The following is a 17975-nucleotide window of genomic DNA, read 5'->3' as shown; positions in this document are numbered from 1 at the left end:
TTAGATTTCTTTGTGTTAAAATGAGTGTGTGACATGAAGATTCTCTCCTTATACTATGTTGTGGTGACTTAAGTATAACGAATCTTCATGTCTTTTTTTAGTGTTGCGTTTCATCTTACAACACACCTTTAAATTCTTTTGCATAAGAAGTGAGAACAGCCGATCCGTTAATTCCCATCCCACCAATTGCGATATACTCCTTAATATCCTCCATATAAGAAAGTTTTAAACTTTGATTCTAATGTTAATAAAATCATATTCAAGTCCGTGTTAATAATTATCTAAAGTAACTTTATGCAATCGAAATGTAATTTCATTTCATTCAGAATAAAAACACAACATATGTATTGAAATTTCATTTCATAAGTTGTATACTTTGTTTAGAAAACGATTACAATGGAGTGAGGATATGTATGGAATTTCAATATATTTAAATGAAGATGTGACAGAAGAAGTTAAACAGTACATAAGACGCATGCATGAGATTGGTTTTAAAGGTATTTTCTCGTCAATTCATATCCCTGAAGATGATTCTGAATTGTATTTAGATCGATTAGGGCAATTAGGTTCGGTAGCAAAAGATTATGAAATGGAATTAGTCGTTGATGTTTCTGGAGACGCCTTAAAGAACTTAGGTATTTATTATAAAGATTTAACTCCATTGATTGAACTAGGTGTGACTGGAATTCGAGTCGATTATGGAGTCAGTCATGAAGAGATTAAACTTATTAGTGAGCAACTAGATGTTGTTTTAAATGCGAGTACAATTAGCACAGAAGATTTGAATATTTTAAAAGAGTTAGAAGTGGATTTCACGTCGATTGAGGCTTGGCATAATTATTATCCGCGTCCTGAAACGGGCTTAGATAAAGTAGAGTTTATTAATATGAACAAGTGGCTGAAAGAGCAAGGAATTTCGGTCATGGCTTTTGTACCAGGAGAGAGTGATTTGAGAGGACCTTTATATGAAGGATTACCAACTTTAGAAGACCACCGTTACAAACAGTCTTTAGGGAGTGCGCTTGAATTAAGGCAAACAGCCTCCGTTGATAAAGTGTATATTGGCGACCCAGGTATGAGTACTTATAGTCAAATTCAGTGGAAAAAATATTTAAATGAAACAGTCTTATATTTCGAAGCAGTCGCGACTTCCAACACTATCGAACAACTTAAACATATTGAAGGGCGACATACTCAAAGAATGGACGCAGCTCGCGATGTCATTCGTAGTCAGGAAGCAAGGGCGAGACGAGATTTCGTTGTTAAACCGGAACAGATGACTGAACGACCGGTAGGTTCAATTACGATTGATAACTCCGATTATCTTCGATATGAAGGAGAAGTTCAAATAACCAAAACGAATTTACCAGCGGATGAAAGGGTTAATGTGATTGGTTATATACAATCGGGTGATTATCTTTTACTTGAGGCGATGAGACCTGGACAACCGTTTGAAATTCAATGGAAAAGAGGATAGATAGATGAAATTAGACAAGCTAACAACAGAGACGAGAAATGAAGCTTCGATGACATTAGACCAAATGAGCGTTCAAGAAGCTATTGCACTGATGAATCAGGAAGATCGCCGTGTACCCGAAGCAATTGAACAAGTTTTACCACAAATAGAAGCAGCGATTAAATTAATCGTAAAATCTTTTAACCAAGACGGTCGTTTAATTTACATGGGAGCAGGGACGAGCGGACGCTTAGGGGTCTTAGATGCAGCGGAATGTGTACCAACCTTTAGTACACCGCCTGAGATGGTCGTTGGTTTAATTGCGGGTGGAGAAAAAGCCATGTTATCAGCAGTTGAAGGGGCGGAAGATTCTGCAGAGTTTGGGCGAGATGATTTAAAAGAATTGAAATTAACTGATAAAGATACAGTCGTCGGAATTGCGGCAAGTGGTCGAACACCTTATGTTAAAGGTGGTTTGGCTTATGCTCAAGAAGTTGGGGCATCTACGGTATCGGTTGCTTGTAACAAAGGCGCTGAAATCAGTGAATACAGCCAAGTAGCGATTGAAGTTGATGCAGGCGCAGAAGTATTAACCGGGTCTACACGTTTAAAAGCTGGAACGGCTCAAAAGCTCATCTTAAATATGTTATCAACAGTTTCAATGGTACAAATTGGTAAAGTGTACAAAAACTTAATGATAGACGTACAACCAACTAATGAAAAGTTAGAAGAACGGTCCAAACGAATTATTATGCAGGCAACAGAATGTGACTACGAAGTGGCTGAAAAAGCTTTTCACGAAGCAGATAAAAACGTTAAAGTGGCCATTGTTATGGTATTAACAAATAATGATTCGAATAGTGCAATAGATTTATTGATTCAAAGTGATGGATTTATACAAGAAGCAATCAAAGAGGAGAGGGACTAATAATGAATTCAACAAAAGAACAATTAATTGCTAAAGAGATATACCAACATATGGGTGGTAAAGACAACACTACTGATATTTATAATTGTATGACACGTGTCCGGATTAATTTAGTTGATCCAAGTGTCGTCGATGAAGTTGAATTGAAAAAAGTTGACGGTGTCATGGGTGTTGTTCAAGACGGGAATAACTTACAAGTGGTTGTCGGACCTGGTACAGCTAGTAAAGTAGCAACTGAATTAGCGAGTATGTCAGGCAGTGTGAAAGGTGCGGCTGTCGATGAAAACCTTGACCCAGAATTAACATCTGGACGAGCAAGTACAGAACAAATTACAAAAGAGAACAAAGAAAAATATAAAAAAGGAAATGACAATGCCTTTAAACGTATTACTCGCTCTATAGCTAGTATCTTTGTTCCGTTAATACCAGCCTTCGTTGGTGCCGGTATTATTGGGGGGATTGCATCCATCTTCCAGAACATGATTACCGCTGGTCAACTCGATGCAGCCACTTGGGGTCATGCAGTTGATATACTAAATATTATTAAAAATGGTTTATTCGGCTACTTAAATATTTATGTAGGTATTAACGCTGCCAAAGTATTTGGCGCAACTCAAGGTTTAGGGGGAGTTATTGCCGGAATCATTTACTTATCAGGAATGAATCCAGAAAACCCATTAATGAATATCTTTACAGGTGAGCCATTATTAGCAGGTCAAGGTGGGATAATCGGAGTAATTTTTGCGGTATTCATCTTATCTTATGTTGAAAAAGCAGTAAGAAAAGTGATTCCGGATGCATTAGATATCATCTTTACACCAACAATTGCATTACTTGTAGTTGGTTTATTAACAATCTTTGTCATCATGCCAGTTGCCGGGGTCATTTCATCCTCGTTAGTTGGATCCATAAATTGGGTTCTAGATATTGGTGGAGCCTTCTCAGGCTTTATATTAGGTGCATTCTTCCTACCACTCGTTATGTTTGGTTTACATCAAGTCTTAACGCCTATTCATATTGAAATGATCAGCTCAACGGGACAGACAAACCTATTACCTATTCTTGCGATGGCAGGTGCAGGACAAGTAGGAGCAGCTATTGCTGTTTGGATGAAAGCACGTGAGAACAAACAATTAACAAATATGATTAAAGGTGCTTTACCTGTTGGTATCTTAGGAATCGGTGAACCACTCATCTATGCTGTCACTTTACCATTAGGTAGAACATTTATTACAGCCTGTATCGGTGGAGGTATTGGTGGTGCCGTGATTGGTTTCTTTGGAAGTGTTGGAGCAACAGCGATTGGACCAAGTGGAGTTGCTTTAATTCCACTAATTGCTAATAATAAGTGGTTACAATATGTCATTGGTTTAATTGCAGCTTATATTGGTGGCTTTGTCGTTACATACTTCTTCGGAGTACCAAAATCAGCCATGGAACCAACTGAATTACAAGGTTCAGGTTCACAAGCACAAGATCCGTTAGCTGACTTTAACTAATTAGATAACGAGTCATTGACCTTGATGAGATTTAATTCTCATTAAGGTCTTTTTTGTTCAATATGAATTCACCGGATTAAATTCGTATTGTATTGTTAGTTAGTGTAAACTATTAATTATAAAACACAACAAGAAAGGCAAAAAGATAAGGAGAATACGTCATGAAGAAGCGTTTATTAGTACTTGGATTATTAAATTTACTTGTCGTCCAAACGGTTCATGCAGAAGAACAAAGCGAAAGTCCATCTGTTTCCCCTGATTTGGCAACACAAATACTCGAAGGCGAATTCAGTGATGAAACAAAAGAAAGTATCTATAACAAAATAAAAGATGTCTTAGACAAAGTAACTGAAGTAATCGATTCAGGTAATAATATTAATGGCATTATCGGCATTGATGAAGTCATAGAGTTATTTGGGGATGAGTATACCTATGAAGAAGATTCACTCAAATATGATATGTGGGTAGCCCTAGATACCTTTAAACTTACAGTTTCAATGAATGAAAATAATCAAGTGAACTACTTATATGGTAATTTGTATCCGACGTTTGAAAGATTACAAACAACTGATTCACAATCTGATTTAGAAAAAGTTCAAGAAGTAATCAATCATCCTGATGCTTTACCAAGTTTTTCAGAAGTGGATGAAAATTATAAGGATTATTATTTTGAATTTATTCAAGATGAAATGTCTTATATTACTGGGACGTATAGTATGACATATGACTGGGCTTCTAAAGATTTAATTCAATTAGAAGTTGGCCAAGCTAATTATGGTCGTGCTAATTTAACAGTGACACAAGCTGAGATTGATGAATTAAAGCAAAGTGATAAGCTGAATATTCAAGATGTTATCGATGTGGTTGGTGATAACTGGACTTATGTTCAGAATCTTCAAGAGAATAGCCACTCATTCATCTGGCAAGATCCGTTGGGTAAACATATTACAGTCACAGTGGCGGAGGATTTAAGCGTGGAAGAAATCTCAACAGGCAACTTAGAATAAAAATTCGAATAAGGAGAGAATGAATGTCTAAAAAAACAAAAACGTGGTTAGCGATCATTGGAAGCTTACTTATTCTGACAATCGTTGGCTTATTTATTTATAATTATTTTAATTCAACACAAGCAGATTCTACTTCTAATGAAGCGACTCAAATGGCTAGCCAATCTTCTGTTATTAATGCAAGTGTTCAAGAAGAGATAGAGGAAGAGCCGGTTGAACCGATTGAGCAAGAGTTTTTATTTGAAGACTTACCAATGAAAGAAGGTAAAGAAACACTTCCATCACAAGAAGGGGAGCTAACCTTAAGATCAGTCGGAGATGTGTTAATTCATGACCGGGTCAGTTATTTAGCTGACACTTACTCACCAATCTATCAAGATACTGTGGCGAATATGCTTGAAGAAGGTTTTGAACCTGACCTTTTTGATGAAGAGGCAGCCTATGACTTTATGCCGATGTTAGCTCATATTCAACCTTATTTGGAATATGCTGATATTTCAATGGCTAATTTAGAAGTGATTGCTGCTTCACCGCAGTTACCAATGTCAGGGTATCCGCAGTTTAATGCACCGAGTGAGATTATTACTGCACTGAAGAGAATTGGTATTGATATCGTAAGTAATGCCACAAATCATACCCTTGACTGGTTCAGTGAAGGGGCACACTATTCACTTCAGAACTTGCAAGAAGAGGATATGATGTATGTAGGTAGTTATGAATCTTGGGAAGATTATAATACAAACCGAATAATAGAAGCAAATGGTATCAGTGTCGGCTTCTTAAATTATTCCTATGGAACCAATGGTATTCCCGTACCTGCTGGAGAAGAGTATTTAATTAGTTTAATTGATGTTCCTTTAATGGTTGCTGAAGTGGACGCACTATCCGAACAAGTTGATGCGGTCGTTGTGAGCTTACAGTTAGGAGAGGAATACGCTACATTACCAAATGAAGAGCAATTTTATGTGTTTCAATCATTAAGTGATGCTGGTGCCAAACTTATCTTAGGTGGGCATCCACACGTATTACAACCCGTCGATTGGTATAACGGGGGTGAAACATTTGCTATATATTCTCAAGCTAGTTTTTTAACTGGACAAAGAGATTTAGATAATAAGCAAGGCGGGATTACTGAAGTAACGTTTCAGCGCGATGAGTCCGGTGAAGTGAATATTGTGAATCCTAAGTTCATGCCTATATTTAATTTGGGGGTGGAAGCAGAGAAGATGTATCAAGTTGTTCCATTTGCTGATATCGACTTACATCAAATTCCCGATGGCCAACTATGGTGGGATACGATTGATGAACGTATGCATATTTACGTGGATGATTTTGAGTTTGTAACTCATTTAGAAACGGAAGCGACTGAGGAAACAATAGATACTTTTAGATAGACGGAATGCTGTATTAGCTATTATTTTACATTTCCTTTGAGTTGTTGTAATATAATTCTAATATTTAAACTAAATTTATAAGGGGATTTTAATGATGACTCAAGATGGGCGAATTGATTTTTTATATTTAAATGAACAAGATATGATTGATGCGGGCGTTTTAAATATGCAAGAATGTATTAACGTCATGGAAGATGTTTTTGGAATCTTAAGTACAGAAGATTACCGGATGGGTGGTAGAGAGAATAATTCTCACGGAATGGTTGTCTCATTCCCAGATGAACCTGAGCATAAAAGTATGCCGGCCAATGGTCCAGACCGTCGATTTTGTGCGATGCCAGCCTATCTAGGTGGTGAATATCGTATCGCTGGATGTAAGTGGTATGGTTCAAACCTTGATAATAAAGATAAAAACCTACCGCGTTCGATTCTCACAATGAATCTGAATGATGCCGATACAGGTGCACCATTAGCCTTTATGTCAGCTAATTTACTGAGTGCTTGGCGAACTGGGGCAATTCCGGGCGTAGGTGTGCGCTACCTTGCTAAGCCAGATTCAAAAGTGGTTGCAGTCTTAGGTGCGGGTGCGATTGGGAGTTCAACTGCTATCGCATTACTTTTAGAAGCGAAAAACGCCGAAGTGTTTAAGATCTATGATGTGGATGAATCTCAATCACAGATTCTGAAGGAAGATTTAGAAGAAAAATTCCCAAATGTATCGATACAAATTGTCCATTCGATTGAAGATGCTGTGAGAGAGACGGATATCTTAAACTTAGCAACTTCTGGAGAAGCAAATCCTAAGATTGAGAGTGAATGGATTAAACCAGGTGCTTTAATTATCGGATCTTCTTCAGGGAACTTTGATCCAGACTTTGTCATTAATAATGTTCGCTTAGTTGTCGATAATTGGAAGATGTATGAAGAAGTGAAATACGAAGATGTCTATCCATATAACACGCTTGAGATGGGCGTTTTAGGTCGATTATTCCTAGACTGGATTTATGAAGATCGCATGACGAGTGACATTATTATGAACGTAGGTGATATTATTAAAGGTAACGTTCATGCACGTGAGAATGACGATGATATTATCATCTTTGCTTTAGGTGGCCAACCTTTATATGATATTGCTTGGGGTTACCAAGTTTATCAAAATGCCTTAGAAAAAGATATCGGAACAAAACTTAATTTATGGGAAACAGCGTTTCAAGCGAGATAAAGAAAATCATTCTTTAGTATGCCTGTAAATATAAATATAAAAATCTCCTACCCACTGTGGGTAGGAGATTTTTTGTATAGTTACTTTTGATTAATTCCAATCTTCAGAATGATAACCAACGGGGTATGCCACTTCAGTTGGCGACAACACGCCGTCCTCGATGACTGGTAAATCAACAGGCAATTGACCTGTTGGTCCTTCTTCAGAAGAAGTGACACCAAAGATGACTTCAACCACAGCAGGAATGTTCGGACCGAATGATGCGACGGGCTCTTGTCCGCCTTCCGTTGGGTCCATACCGTTATATCCATAAGAAATTAATATTGCATCATTATCAGTAAAGTTTACGGCATCATATGGTTTGTTAATACTTACTTGCACCGTTGGAATGCCTTGTTCTTTTGCATACGTGAATATTTCTTGTGGAATTGCTGTTCTAAAGTTATCAGCAGCAAGAGAGGATTCATCTACCATACTAGTGTATACAACGACATGACTGGCTTGTGAGATTGCATCCGCAAAGTCAGTGAATTGACTTTCCTCATTATAAGTCAATACTTCATACGTAAAGTCAGATGAGAGTGATTCTTCTAATCGCATCCGCTCTATACTGAACTCAGTTCCAGGAACTTGATTTGGATCCGCTGTAAAAAATAATACATGATCATCCGCTTCTGGTTGAATCGGTAAAGCAGCTTGTGTATTTTCAATTAAAGTGACAGCATGATTGGAGATTTCACGTTCATTGGCACGATTCATCTCAGAGCCAACAATTTCTGTTGCATTCGCAACGACATCATCTTCAGACTGATTTAAGAAATCATCCTCAAGTAAACCTAATTCATCCTTAAGCGTTAAAATGCGACGGACTGAATTGTCGATATTATCCATGGGGATTTCTTCACTTTCAACTGCGTCAACAAGACCTTGAATCACCTCATCTAGCAAAGCAAGATCGTCATTGGATCTAATAATGACAGGCATCAATAATATATCTGCGCCAGCTTTTTTAGATAAGATCGAAGTTTCAACCTCACCAAAGTTATTTGCTATAGCTTCCATATTTAAAGCATCTGTGATTACAATGCCTTCATAAGCCATCTCATCACGAACTAGATCTGTTAAGATTGCTGGAGAGAGTGTGGCAGGTAATAAGATATCAGAACCATCCTCTTCCGATACTTTCATCTCTGATTCTAGTTGTGGGAACTGGATATGTGCTGTCATAATCATATCAGTGTCTGCATCCATCACAGCTTTGAAAGGAAGTAATTCATTATTCATCAATTCATCGAAACTTTTATCAACGACAGGTAAGCCGAAGTGAGAATCGACATCGGTATCTCCATGTCCTGGAAAATGCTTCGCCGCAACAGCGACGTTATGTTCTTTAATCCCTTCGATATAACTCAAGCCATGTTCAGAAACGATCTCGGGATCAGAGGAGAATGAACGTAAACCGATGACTGGGTTTTTGGGGTTGTTATTTATATCAACCGATGGAGCAAAGTTTACATTGATACCTAAGGCTTCAAGTTCACTCCCAATAATGTCACCAGCTAGTTTCGAGTATTCTGGGTCATTTGTTGCTCCTAGCGCCATATTACCCGGTAATTGAGTTCCCGAACCCAAACGGTTCACGATTCCACCTTCTTGGTCAATTCCAATGAGAAGAGGTAAGTGATCACTTTCAACTTGAGAGGCTTGCATTTGATAGACGAGTCGGGCTGTTTGTTCTGTTTCAACCACATTTTCAGCAAATAAAATGACACCACCAAATTGATAGTCGGCAAAGATTTGACGAATATCATCGTTTAATTCAGTCACGCCTACTTCTTCACCATCGACTTCCCAATTTCTAAAGTCTGGCATGAGCGTTTGAACGACTTTCTCTTCGAGAGTCATATTTGCGATGATCTCGTCGACGCCATTATTACTATCTTCAGATTCTGCTTGTGCAGAATAGTAGGGCATTGTGATGTTTAACAATAGCATTCCTGCTAGAAATAATCTCGTGAGTTTTTTCATCATATTCTCCTTTATAAGTTAATTTAAAAGTCTTACTGTAACTTTCACCACCGCTATATTGTATATATTAAATGATAACATATAAGCGCTTTCCAACCGAGTGATAACCACTATAACAACCGATTATTTATGTGGTATTATTAGATTAGAATCAGGAAAATCCAATTGACTTTTGATAAAAATTTCAAGTTATGAAGGATAAAGATGAAAAATTGTATTCGTTTCTGTATTATTCGGTTTTGTAGTTATTCCAGCAGATGTTAGTGCCCAGGAAAATTTATTTGGTAGATACGAAGTGACAAATGAGAATTCATTGATTAAAGAAATTCACATCCTCATCAACAATATCTAGAGATAAAATTTTTCGATGGCCAATCATTCCCTAGTTTTAGTTTAGATATTGTTAATCCTGAATATTTAATCATTGATAATAAATACGTTCATTTTGAATTAGTGGAATATGGTCATAACTGAATGTTACAGCATTTGTAGAACGAATTCGTTTTATGAATGCTTTTTTATTTTGGTTGGAATTTTATAATTCTTTTAAATGGATATTGAGATTTGATATAATGGATATTAACGTTATGAAAAGTGAGGCGCATTATGTTTAAAGGATTAATTGAACGTTTTTTAAGTAAGCAAGCCAATGGAGTAGCTCGAACGAAAGCAGGAATCTTAGCTGGACGAGTGGGCTTAATCTCTAACTTTGTATTATTTGGAATTAAATTGCTGGCGGGGACAATATCAGGCAGTATTTCGATTATTACGGACGGGATGAATAACTTAGGCGATTCTGCGTCTTCTTTATTAACCTTATTCGGTTTTAGAGCAGCTTCTAAACCAGCTGATAAAGAACATCCTTACGGACATGAACGATCAGAATATATTACGGGCTTATTAATTTCTGTTGTTATCATTTATGTTGGTTTTCAATTTTTCACGTCTTCGATTAAACAAATCATGAATCCAACGCCTCTAAATGCCTCACCACTAGTCTTTATTTTATTAGTTGTGTCAATTCTAGTTAAGATTATACAAGGGAATTTTTACAAGACGGCTGCCAAGGCTATTCATTCCAATACATTACATAGTGCGGCACAAGATAGTATGAATGATGTCTTTGTAACTTTAATCGTACTCGTGTCCGCGACCGTTGAGACGGTGACGGGTTGGCAAATCGATGGTTACGCGGGTGCCTTGTTATCTGTGATCATCGTTTATAGTGGTATTCAGGCAATTAATGACTCGATTAGTGATTTATTAGGGACAAGTCCTTCCAAAGATGAAATCCAAGCAATGAAGACTTTATTGGATGAGTATGATTCAATCGTAGGCTACCATGATTTACTTGTGCATAATTATGGACCAAACAAAACCTTTGCGACGATTCATATTGAAATTGACGATAGTTGGGATTTAACTTACTCACATCAAGTAATTGATCAAATTGAAGCAGACTTTGAAGCGAAATTAGGGGTAGAATTAGTCTGTCACGTTGACCCAATTGCGATACAAAATGAAGAATATACAGCTATTTACCGTCAAGTTAAAGAAATTCTTAAATCATTTCAATTAGATTTAAAGTTTCATGATTTTAAAGTAGATAGTAAAAATCATCGAAGTCATATCACTTTTGATGTAGTTATTCCTGATGGCGTGGAGGAAACAAATGAGGAATTATTCTCAATGATCCAAGAGAAGATTCATTCATACATCGGTGCTTATGAATTAGTCATAGAATTTGATCGACTTGATTTGTTAAAAGAAGTTTAAATATGAAGACACTCCTTCGGATACTTTTAGTAAACGAAAGAGTGTCTTTTAAGTTATTATTCGTAACCTTCTGTCATACAGCGATTTAAAATTTCAACAACATCATCTGGGTTTAAAGGAACGTAAGCACGTGATAAGCGTTCGGCAGGTCCTTTGGCCATTTCTTCGAAATGTTCATCCGTTTCAATACCTACTTCTGGAAGAGTCATAGGTAAACCGTTATCGACGAAGAATTGATAAGTCTTTTCAATCGCTTCTTCAGCCATTGCGAACTTATCATCGGTTTCTTCAATATCCCATACTTTGTTTGCATATCTCGCAAAACGGTCCACGGTTTTGTCACTTAAGATATATTTCATCCAGCGCGGTGTTAGAATGGCTAATCCGACGGCATGGGTAATATCGTAGTAAGCAGATAAGTAATGTTCAATTGGGTGAGTTGTCCAACCGCCACCTTTACCCATCGATGTTAAGCCGTTTAATGCTACGGTTGACGCCCACATTAAATTCGAACGCGCTTCATAGTTCTCAGGATCTTCTAACGCTATCGGTAAGTATTTAATAGTGGCACGTAAGATGGACTCACTTAAGCCATCAGTAATAAAGGCATTGTCTTCTTCTTGAAAGTAGTTCTCAAACGTATGAGACATAATGTCTGCCGTACCAGCAGCAGTTTGGTTAGCGGGCACAGTATATGTATAAGTTGGATCCAGGATAGAAGCATATGGGTATAGATGTTTGCTTGCTGTTCCTTGCTTCATCTTTACATCGAAGTTTGTAATAACAGCGTTAAAATTCATCTCAGTCCCTGTTGCTGAAAGTGTCAAAATATCTACTAAAGGTAGCGCATCTGTAATTAAACTGCCATCCATAACTAAGTCCCAGGCATCGCCGTCGTATTTGGCAGCTGCCGCAATAACTTTAGAACAATCGATGGTTGAACCACCACCTACGGCTAAGATGACATCAATATCATTCTCTTTACAGATTTTTGCACCTTCACGAACCGTTTCAATCCGAGGATTAGGGTCAATGCCACTGAGTTCAAAAATCTCACAACCTTTTAGTAAATCTTGCACCTCGTCATAGATACCATTTCGCTTAATACTCCCGCCACCATAAGTGAGTAAAACTTTGTTTCCGAATTGTTTTATTAAATCAGGTAAATGTTTAATTTTACCTTCACCAAAGTAAACTTTAGTTGGAATATCGCAATTAAATGCTCGCATATAACAAACCTCCATTTGTATGTTGTGTTATTTTTATTGTACAAGACCTCGCTTTCAATTAGCAATTAAAAAGACTTACCAAGTAACTACTTGGTAAGTTAAATCATCATTAATCAATATCTTCGAAATCGGATTTTGTAGGTGTGTTGAATGGTTCCATATCGAAGTTACCTTCCCATCGATCGACACCCACCGCACTGACCATTGAACTTGTCACGTTTAACATTGTACGTACCATATCTACAATTGGGTCAATACCGAATACGGCACTAATCTTACTAACATAAGCGCCTTAGCCAATACCGTTCAATGTGACTGTGGCAGCAACAGTTGCAGTACCCAGTACACCGGCAATGCCGATAGAATCCATCGTTACAACTGTGACTAAAAGAACTAAGATTGAAATGTTAACGTCAACATCGGTGGCATTAGTAAACATCACACCAAGGACCGCTAGGAAGATACCCGCACATCCGTTCATACCAATCGTTGACCCCAGGGTAGCAACGAAGCTTGCTGTTTGTCCTGAGACACCGATGTTTTCATCTAAATTCGTAATTGTATATGTAATGTACCAACACTTGAACGATCCGAGAAACCTAGGACCATTGTAGGAAATGCTTTTCGATAGAATTTAATTGGATTCACTCCAACCAATAAGAGAATAACAACGTAGACGAGTAACATAAATACGACAGCAGAGTAGAGTGCTGAGATAAAGTTAATCATATACTAATAATCTCCATCCCTTGAGATAAAATCGTATTTGCTACAAGCGCTGAAATCCCGTAAGGCATTAATTTAATCACGTTTGTTAATACACTATTAACAGCGACTTGCGCAGATTGTAGAAATTCATCACAGGCTTTAATCGCATCAGGTTTTATATTTCTCATGAAGCGAATAGAGGCCGCAAAGAATGCTCCTATAATTACTACAGATACGATACTACTATTTGTTGTCATCACTGAGAATATATTATTAGGAATTAACTCTAAGAAGAATAGTGGAAATCTCTCAGCAGCAATACCTCCCATAGGCTAGTCCTAAAAATAAAGCAACCATCATCCGCATTGAAAAGGAAGTTTTTCGTTTTGACATATTGCGTATAATACCAATAATGACTAGTAGTAAAATGATCACGCCGATCGTGAACCGATGACTTATTTTTTAAAAAATTGTAAAAAAGGGTTGATTTATCATATTATTCCTCCTTAAATAATTTTAAAATGAAAGAAGCAAGCGATGCTCATGACTCTATAAGTCTATTTTATGAAATAAAATTCAAGTATCAAAGTAATTGATTCTAATTCTTAATCTTTGAAATATTAATTTGACAAAGGCAGAGATTTGCGTTACTCTATCTCAAGTAAATTAAATAAGAGAACAATACAGTATTGAGGCCGCTTGTAATATCAGTAATCAGAAATGATGAAAGGATTGCTAGCCGAAATGTCAAATTGATGTTGGGGATAGATTGAATAAGTCTATCACTGTCTTGTAGGGTTGCCCAAACTCTACGTAGGTGAGCGTGCTGTGTTGTGGGCAAAAGAACCTGTCAAATTCTGGCTGTGAGCTTTTGCTCGCAGCTTTTTTATATACATTTTTTAAAAGTGCAATGTAGTAATTCGCTCACCCTGCTGTAAAGTGTTCAAAATAAATGGAGGAACAAAGTGAAAAATATATTCAAGGCATTAGGAAGAGTCCGGATGCCACATACATATGTATTATTGTTTAGTTTTATTATTATTGCTGCCATCCTTTCTTGGATTGTCCCAGCAGGGGAATTTGAGCGAGTAATGGTTGGAGAACGTGAAATTATTAATCCAGATTCATTCGCACATGTTGCAAGTAATCCTCAAGGTATCTTTGAAGTGTTGAAGAGTATTCCAAGAGGTTTCGCTCGAACACAAGATATCTCTTACTTCTTATTTGTCACAGGTGGGTCATTTTTAATTATTAATAAAACCGGAATGATCGAATCGGCTTTAAGTCGAATTGTTAGTTCATTAAAAGGTAAAGAAGCTTTAGTCATTCCTGTTGTGGTACTAATTATGGGATTAGCAGGTTCAACGATTGGCTTGAGTGAAGAGACAATTGTCTTTATTGCTTTAGGTGTGTCATTAGCGCGAGCGATTGGTTATGACTCACTTATCGGGGTCGGAATGATTGGGCTTGGAGCAGGAGTTGGGTTTACATCTGGCTTCATGAATCCATTCTCAGTTGGGGTAGCACAATCGATCGCGGAATTACCCTTATTCTCAGGTATTGAATTGAGATTAGTCCTGTTTACCGTATTATGGATTGTAACGTCTTTATATTTAATTATTTATGGTAAACGTGTCAAAGCTGATTTAACAAATAGTATCGTTTATGATGAGGAAATGAAAGCAAGAAATCATGCGGACTTTCAAGATTTAAACACAACTGAAAACATCGAATTCACAACTAAACAGAAGATTATTGCAGCTGTTTTTGTTGGTGGCTTTGTTGTTATAGCATACGGTGTTATGAGCTTAGGCTGGTTTATAACTGAGATAGGTGCTGTATTCTTAGGTATGGGCTTAATTAGTGGTCTAATCTATGGAATGAGACCAGGAGATTTAGCAGATAACTTCATTGAAGGTGCTAAAGATATGATGTATGCAGCGTTAATTGTTGGATTAGCACAAAGTTTAGTGATTATTATGGAAGACGCGATGATCTTAGATACATTGATTAATGGTTTAACGGGTGCAATTTCAAACTTACCGTCTGTCTTATCAGCGGCTGGTATGTACGTCGTTCAAATTATTATTAACTTCTTTATTAGTTCAGGTAGTGGACAAGCGGCTGTTACAATGCCAATTATGGTACCTTTAGCAGATGCTTTAGATGTCACACGCCAAACTGCAGTATTAAGTTACCAATTAGGGAACGGCTTCCTAGATTCAATTATGCCGATGTCAGGAATCTTAATGGCTCAATTAGCAATTGCAGATATTCCTTACAAAAAATGGGTTAAATTCGCCATGCCTTTAATGGGTATTTGGTTAGCGATTGGTCTAGTCTTTATTATCTTTGCACAATTAGTCGGCTACGGACCATTTTAGAAATTTCGAAAGGGGAAATATTATATGTCAAAAGAACAATTACACGAAATCGTTTCAGAAATGCGCGAGGAATTACAAGGTTTAAGTGATTATATTTATGAAAATCCTGAACTAGGATTAAACGAATATAAATCATCACAAGCCCATGTTGATTTATTAAGAAAACATGGCTTTGACGTTGAGTATCCATACTTAGGATTCGATACGGCGTTTAAAGCAACCTTTGATTCAGGTAAAGAGGGGCCAACAGTTGCCTATTTATCAGAATATGATGCACTTCCAGGCATTGGTCACGGCTGTGGTCACAACATGCTTGGGACTGTAGATACGGGTGCAGGAATTGCCTTATCTAAAGTCGTTGGTGAAACAGGTGGGCGCGTCGTAGTTCTAGGAACGCCGGCTGAAGAAACTGATGGTGTTAAAGTTGATATGGCTAATGCTGATACGTTTGACGATGTGGATGTCGCTTTATGTACACATCCCTCTGATCAAAACTTAATGAGTAATGTATCGCTTGCGATGGAAGCTTTAGAATTTGAATTCTTTGGAAAAACAGCTCACGCGGCTGGTGCTCCTTGGGAAGGAATTAACGCTTTAGATGCTGCCATTAATATGTTCAATATGGTGAACGCGGGTCGTCAACAATTACGTCCAGATGCACGTGTTCATGGAATTATCGCTGAAGGCGGTGTCGCAGCCAATATTATTCCGGAATACACTCGTGTTCAATTCTATGTTCGTTCTCTAGATATTAATTACTTACAAGAAGTGAAAGATATGGTTATCCGAAGCGCTGAAGCAGCATCAAGTGCAGCAGGTACGACAATGAAATATAACTATTTTGAAAAGTCATACTATAATATGATCACGAACCAAAAATTAAGTGATACATATAACGCTAACGCAGCAGATTTAGGAATCGAAATGATCGATGCGGGTGAAGACTTATCAGGTTCCATCGATATGGGAAATGTCAGCCAAGTTGTCCCATCTATCCATTCATACTACGAAATTACAGATGGTGTACCAACTGCGGGTCATACCGTTGAATTCCGTGAAGCAACTCGTACTGAATTTGGTTACAAAGCGATGATGCGCACGGTTGAGATTCTAGCTAGAACAGGTTTTGATGTGATTACAAAACCAGAACTATTGGCAGAGATTAAAGAAGAGTTTAGCAAGATTGAAAAAGTAAACTAATTTAATATTTTTGAGTTTTGGTATCAGCGAGATTATTCTTGCTGATACTTTTTTTTGTGGATAAATATTAATAAAATCTGAAAAAAATATAATATATAGTGTATAATTAACATAACAATATTAACCATTTTTATTGTTTGCGATAGGCATCTGTTAAGTTACTTGATACGAAGGTTTAGTTTTTTATACTAATTATAGAGGAGCTGTATATTCTAATGAAAAAAATAGTTAAGTACGTCTTGCTAGTTGTGTCACTATTATTAATCAGTCAAACACCCGTCTCTGCCAACGATAATCAAAGTTATGTCAGTGATAATGAAGAAAGTCCGATCAGTCATATTTTCTTTACGCCAGACAATGTTCAAATAACAGTAAATAATGAAGCAGCTGAGGCAAGGGAAATTATACTGTTATTATCTAAGCATACAGATGAAGCCTTGCTTGCTCAAGTGGATCCAAATACCGAGTCTGATGATTTACAAGCCTTACAAGACGAGTTAGGAGTTAGTTTTAACGCGATTGAAGATCAACTCGATTTAGAAAATAATCCGACTGTTTTTAATGTGATTCAACAAATTCAACATGCGTCATCCGGAATATATTCATCCATTGACCCTATGGGGAATGTCGTATTCACTATTTCCAACCCAGAGATTGTCGAGTCTGATGAGACGATTCGTGTAAAACTGTTTAATGAAGATCTCATTGAGTTCACTCGTAAAGAAGATAGTACATTGGAATATAATTCCTATGACTTTGTGTTAGTGGAGTAGTTAAAGTTTCAAACGGATTTGATATTTAATATTGAATAATTAATTTAAAGAAAAAGCAATTCGATAGCTGTACCTACAATGCTAGTGTACTCCATCGAATTGCTTTTTTATTCATCTTCAATTTCTTGAAGTAATTGGTCCACTTCTTCTTGCTTATGATTGGCATTCTCATATTCTTCAAAGTGAACAAGAATGCTAATGACTTTATCACAATGATTTTTACCGTTTTCAATATCACCTTTTTTAATATTTTGATTTGTCAAATTAAGCTAGACAAAACTGCTTCATCTAAGTAACTCAAAAATACTTCCAACGGTGTTCGGTAGTGTAAGGATTTCCGTGGAATCGTGTTCCGTTTGTGTGCAATCGAT

At 37.1% G+C, this 17975-nt stretch carries 14 protein-coding genes, 2 pseudogenes and 1 riboswitch; of the genes and pseudogenes, 10 read left to right on the top strand and 6 right to left on the bottom strand.

The genetic code is table 11. The features are described from left to right. The first annotated feature begins 409 nt into the window (after positions 1-409). The 6 genes from ACEN31_RS08735 (at position 410) to ACEN31_RS08710 (ending at position 7506) form a co-directional block, all read left to right on the top strand. Complete coding sequence (locus ACEN31_RS08735) at positions 410-1477, top strand: DUF871 domain-containing protein (protein ID WP_407109202.1); 1068 nt, start codon at positions 410-412, stop codon at positions 1475-1477. Between the two features lie 4 nt (positions 1478-1481). Beyond that, entirely contained in the window at positions 1482-2384 is a 903-nt protein-coding gene (gene murQ / locus ACEN31_RS08730) for an N-acetylmuramic acid 6-phosphate etherase (RefSeq protein ID WP_407109201.1), read from the top strand. Between the two features lie 2 nt (positions 2385-2386). Beyond that, on the top strand, positions 2387-3883 hold the full coding sequence (locus ACEN31_RS08725) for a PTS transporter subunit EIIC (protein ID WP_407109200.1): 1497 nt from the start codon (positions 2387-2389) through the stop codon (positions 3881-3883). A 161-nt stretch (positions 3884-4044) separates the two neighbouring features. Further along, positions 4045-4890 carry a hypothetical protein gene (locus ACEN31_RS08720; protein ID WP_407109199.1) on the top strand — a complete coding sequence of 282 codons (846 nt, stop codon included), beginning with the start codon at positions 4045-4047 and terminating at the stop codon, positions 4888-4890. 23 nt (positions 4891-4913) lie between these two features. Further along, entirely contained in the window at positions 4914-6284 is a 1371-nt protein-coding gene (locus ACEN31_RS08715) for a CapA family protein (protein WP_407109198.1), read from the top strand. Positions 6285-6375: 91 nt separating this feature from the next. Then, a complete protein-coding gene (locus tag ACEN31_RS08710; protein ID WP_407109197.1) occupies positions 6376-7506 on the top strand; it encodes a tyramine oxidase subunit B in 1131 nt (376 codons plus the stop codon). 90 nt (positions 7507-7596) lie between these two features. Here the strand turns inward: ACEN31_RS08710 and ACEN31_RS08705 are convergent, their stop codons facing one another. Next, on the bottom strand, positions 7597-9534 hold the full coding sequence (locus ACEN31_RS08705) for a glycoside hydrolase family 3 N-terminal domain-containing protein (RefSeq protein ID WP_407109196.1): 1938 nt from the start codon (positions 9532-9534) through the stop codon (positions 7597-7599). A 606-nt stretch (positions 9535-10140) separates the two neighbouring features. On the opposite strand from ACEN31_RS08705, the gene ACEN31_RS08700 reads away from it, so the two are divergent. After that, positions 10141-11310, top strand: a complete 1170-nt coding sequence (locus ACEN31_RS08700; protein WP_407109195.1) for a cation diffusion facilitator family transporter — start codon at positions 10141-10143, stop codon at positions 11308-11310. Between the two features lie 56 nt (positions 11311-11366). Here ACEN31_RS08700 and ACEN31_RS08695 read toward each other — a convergent pair whose 3' ends face one another. The 3 genes and pseudogenes from ACEN31_RS08695 to ACEN31_RS08685 all read right to left on the bottom strand — a co-directional run bounded on the left by ACEN31_RS08695 (position 11367) and on the right by ACEN31_RS08685 (position 13576). Next, entirely contained in the window at positions 11367-12539 is a 1173-nt protein-coding gene (locus tag ACEN31_RS08695; protein ID WP_407109194.1) for an iron-containing alcohol dehydrogenase, read from the bottom strand. A 109-nt stretch (positions 12540-12648) separates the two neighbouring features. Further along, positions 12649-13226 (bottom strand): annotated as a pseudogene (locus tag ACEN31_RS08690) (cation:dicarboxylate symporter family transporter). A gap of 38 nt (positions 13227-13264) precedes the next feature. After that, the gene (locus ACEN31_RS08685) at positions 13265-13576 is read right to left on the bottom strand and encodes a cation:dicarboxylate symporter family transporter (RefSeq protein WP_407109193.1); all 312 of its coding nucleotides are present in this window, start codon (positions 13574-13576) and stop codon (positions 13265-13267) included. Positions 13577-13926: 350 nt separating this feature from the next. Continuing rightward, a riboswitch (Lysine riboswitch) is annotated at positions 13927-14081 on the top strand. Positions 14082-14248: 167 nt separating this feature from the next. On the opposite strand from ACEN31_RS08685, the gene ACEN31_RS08680 reads away from it, so the two are divergent. The 3 genes from ACEN31_RS08680 to ACEN31_RS08670 all read left to right on the top strand — a co-directional run bounded on the left by ACEN31_RS08680 (position 14249) and on the right by ACEN31_RS08670 (position 17604). Then, entirely contained in the window at positions 14249-15631 is a 1383-nt protein-coding gene (locus ACEN31_RS08680; RefSeq protein WP_407090385.1) for a YfcC family protein, read from the top strand. Positions 15632-15655: 24 nt separating this feature from the next. Then, positions 15656-16831 (top strand): M20 family metallopeptidase, encoded by a 1176-nt coding sequence (locus ACEN31_RS08675; RefSeq protein ID WP_338489276.1) that lies wholly within the window; start codon positions 15656-15658, stop codon positions 16829-16831. Positions 16832-17046: 215 nt separating this feature from the next. Further along, positions 17047-17604 (top strand): hypothetical protein, encoded by a 558-nt coding sequence (locus ACEN31_RS08670; RefSeq protein WP_407109192.1) that lies wholly within the window; start codon positions 17047-17049, stop codon positions 17602-17604. Positions 17605-17711: 107 nt separating this feature from the next. Here the strand turns inward: ACEN31_RS08670 and ACEN31_RS08665 are convergent, their stop codons facing one another. Both ACEN31_RS08665 and ACEN31_RS08660 read right to left on the bottom strand, forming a co-directional pair. Next, positions 17712-17867, bottom strand: coding sequence for a hypothetical protein (locus tag ACEN31_RS08665; protein ID WP_407109191.1), 156 nt, complete (start codon positions 17865-17867; stop codon positions 17712-17714). Continuing rightward, a pseudogene (locus ACEN31_RS08660) lies at positions 17864-17975 on the bottom strand (IS30 family transposase); the annotation flags it as partial. The gene ACEN31_RS08665 and the pseudogene ACEN31_RS08660, both read right to left, overlap by 4 nt.

The sequence above is a fragment of the Ruoffia sp. FAM 26255 genome (genome assembly GCF_045528525.1).
GTDB lineage: Bacteria > Bacillota > Bacilli > Lactobacillales > Aerococcaceae > Ruoffia > Ruoffia tabacinasalis.
The sequence above is the reverse complement of the archived record's forward strand: the minus strand, read 5'-3'. Positions and strand labels throughout refer to the sequence as shown.

Coding starts and splice junctions, on each gene's coding strand:
- ACEN31_RS08695 (WP_407109194.1), bottom strand. CDS start 12,539: ATGCGAGCATTTAATTGCGATATTCCAACTAAAGTTTACTTTGGTGAA.
- ACEN31_RS08735 (WP_407109202.1), top strand. CDS start 410: ATGTATGGAATTTCAATATATTTAAATGAAGATGTGACAGAAGAAGTT.
- ACEN31_RS08705 (WP_407109196.1), bottom strand. CDS start 9,534: ATGAAAAAACTCACGAGATTATTTCTAGCAGGAATGCTATTGTTAAAC.
- ACEN31_RS08685 (WP_407109193.1), bottom strand. CDS start 13,576: ATGGGAGGTATTGCTGCTGAGAGATTTCCACTATTCTTCTTAGAGTTA.
- ACEN31_RS08670 (WP_407109192.1), top strand. CDS start 17,047: ATGAAAAAAATAGTTAAGTACGTCTTGCTAGTTGTGTCACTATTATTA.
- ACEN31_RS08675 (WP_338489276.1), top strand. CDS start 15,656: ATGTCAAAAGAACAATTACACGAAATCGTTTCAGAAATGCGCGAGGAA.
- ACEN31_RS08720 (WP_407109199.1), top strand. CDS start 4,045: ATGAAGAAGCGTTTATTAGTACTTGGATTATTAAATTTACTTGTCGTC.
- ACEN31_RS08710 (WP_407109197.1), top strand. CDS start 6,376: ATGATGACTCAAGATGGGCGAATTGATTTTTTATATTTAAATGAACAA.
- ACEN31_RS08725 (WP_407109200.1), top strand. CDS start 2,387: ATGAATTCAACAAAAGAACAATTAATTGCTAAAGAGATATACCAACAT.
- ACEN31_RS08715 (WP_407109198.1), top strand. CDS start 4,914: ATGTCTAAAAAAACAAAAACGTGGTTAGCGATCATTGGAAGCTTACTT.
- murQ (WP_407109201.1), top strand. CDS start 1,482: ATGAAATTAGACAAGCTAACAACAGAGACGAGAAATGAAGCTTCGATG.
- ACEN31_RS08680 (WP_407090385.1), top strand. CDS start 14,249: ATGCCACATACATATGTATTATTGTTTAGTTTTATTATTATTGCTGCC.
- ACEN31_RS08700 (WP_407109195.1), top strand. CDS start 10,141: ATGTTTAAAGGATTAATTGAACGTTTTTTAAGTAAGCAAGCCAATGGA.